This window comes from Streptomyces sp. HmicA12 (genome assembly GCF_000373565.1).
GTDB lineage: Bacteria > Actinomycetota > Actinomycetes > Streptomycetales > Streptomycetaceae > Streptomyces.
The window spans coordinates 1-1,902 of sequence record NZ_KB891840.1 but is presented as its reverse complement, the minus strand read 5'-3'; the positions used below and the strand labels follow the sequence as shown (position 1 = coordinate 1,902).

2 protein-coding genes are annotated in these 1,902 nt (G+C 69.1%); both read right to left on the bottom strand.

Going from position 1 to position 1,902, the window contains the following annotated elements; genetic code table 11:
• Nucleotides 1-354 precede the first annotated feature (354 nt).
• Nucleotides 355-621, bottom strand: coding sequence for a hypothetical protein (locus tag B072_RS0133020; protein WP_018534253.1), 267 nt, complete (start codon nucleotides 619-621; stop codon nucleotides 355-357).
• On the bottom strand, nucleotides 618-1,580 hold the full coding sequence (locus B072_RS44690) for a hypothetical protein (RefSeq protein ID WP_018534252.1): 963 nt from the start codon (nucleotides 1,578-1,580) through the stop codon (nucleotides 618-620). The genes B072_RS0133020 and B072_RS44690 overlap by 4 nt, the downstream gene beginning before the upstream one ends.
• Between the last annotated feature and the right edge of the window lie 322 nt (nucleotides 1,581-1,902).

Genomic DNA, 1,902 nt, shown 5'->3' with positions numbered 1-1,902 from the left:
CCCGCCGGTCCCACAGGTTCCTCGACGAGTCCTCGTGAGACCGGCTGCCCGCGTGTGTGACCTGCACAGAGGTACATCCGTGGAACTCGTGAGACCGTCCTACGCGCGCGCGGAGTCATCCGTGGGCCCGAGACCGTAGAGACTCTGGCCGGTCATGGTGCCGGCATGACAGACGAGACCACATTGAAGGACATCCGCCGACAGGCTCCGACCGCTGCTGCCTCGTTCGCAGCTCTGGTCGAGGAGTGGGTTCGGTGGGCCGAGAGGTATGGCGCCGAGCTGGAGAAGGAGCTGCAAGACGCACGGAAGCGCCAGCATTCCGGCTTGCGGTAATGCTGGCGCTTCCGCTGGCTGCTATCGGGGCAGGACCTGACGTCGGCCCTGTCGTGGGCTGCGGTCGGTGCGCTCGACGGTCGCCTCCTGGTCGTGCTCGGTGTCCGTCGCCTTCGGTTCGAGGAGCAGCACCTCCATGTAGATCCGGGCGCCGGGGCCGCGCCGGTTGGGCACGACGGCGACGTTGCCGACGACGACCTCGGGCGACGCCTCCAGTGCGCGCTGCACAGCATCGGCCGTGCGCTGGGCCTTGGCCGAGTCGGAGTCCATCAGCCTGATCTGGCTCATACGGCAACCATCCTTTCGGCGGCCGCGCGTACGTGGGGGAGGCTGAGGTCAGGTTGGCCTTTCTGGTCTGCCATCCAAAGCGCGCCGGGCCACACGGGGCTGCTGCCGTCGGCGATCTGCTGCACGAGGGTGGCCAGGTGGCGGGCGTCGTGGTCGGCGGCCGCGGTTCGGGGCCAGGGCAGGTCGATGCCCGCGCGCCAGGGCATCGACGGGTAGTACGAGCCCGGGTGATCGGTCCAGGCGAACCACTCGCGCCAGAACGTCGCCACGGTGCCGCCGCCCCACACCCACGGGTGGGCGTCGGTCGTCCCGGCCGGGCGCGGCCGCTCGCCGTTGTCCAGGAGGCGGCTGGCGATGCGGTGGCCCTCGTCGCGGTCGCTTTCGGTGAGGACCCTGCGGCCGGCGAGGAGCGTGTCGAGCTGGTCGACGACGTCGGCGCGTTGGGTGCTGGAGTGCTGTCCGGCCTCGGCGGCGTAGAGGAGATGGCCGTCCTGGAGGCCGACGACGGCGACGGTGGCCGGGCCCGTCGCGCCGGGGGCGTCGGGATCGTCGGCGACGACCAGGAGCACGGTGCCGTCCTCGGCGAGCGCCTGGCGGGCGTGCTGCTGGGCGCCGTCGTGGATGGCGAACGCCGCTACCGAGCAGGCGCACGGTTCGCACCAACGGCCGCGGCCCAGCGGGTAGTCGCGGCGTACGCCGCAGCGCCGGCACTCGCGGCGCAGGGATCGGGCGCGGTCGAGGACGGCGCGCTGTGCAGGCGAGCAGGCCCGCTTGGGCAGTGCACGGTCCGCCTCGTACAGCGGCGCATACGAGTTGCCGTGGTAGAGGACCTGACCGACTGGCTCGGAGCCCGGCTTGAAGCCCTGCCGGGCGAGGTCTGTCTTGGTGAACAGACCCTCGGGGACATCGCCCCACCAGGTGTAGCGGGTGACGTCGGGGAGCGCTGGGACGTACGACACTGCGGCCTCCTTGGCGCGGCTTACTTGGCTCGAAGATAGAGGCATCAACATGCCCTCGCAACAACCCAAAACACGGTCTGAACTGCGTATTTACTGGCGCAATATCTAGCTTGTTTGGTCGCTTTTTCGCTAGCCAGAACGCTAGCGAATATGAGAGCGGAAAGGGACGCCGCATGTCCGGGAAAAGCGTCGGCTTCGGGTTATCTAGCTAGACTCCACGCCATGTCTCACATGCCCTTCGTGATCGCTGTCGAGGAGGCCGACCTCCTGGCCGTGAACGAGGTCGTCAAGACCGGCCTGGCTGCCGAGAAGGAGTGGCTGG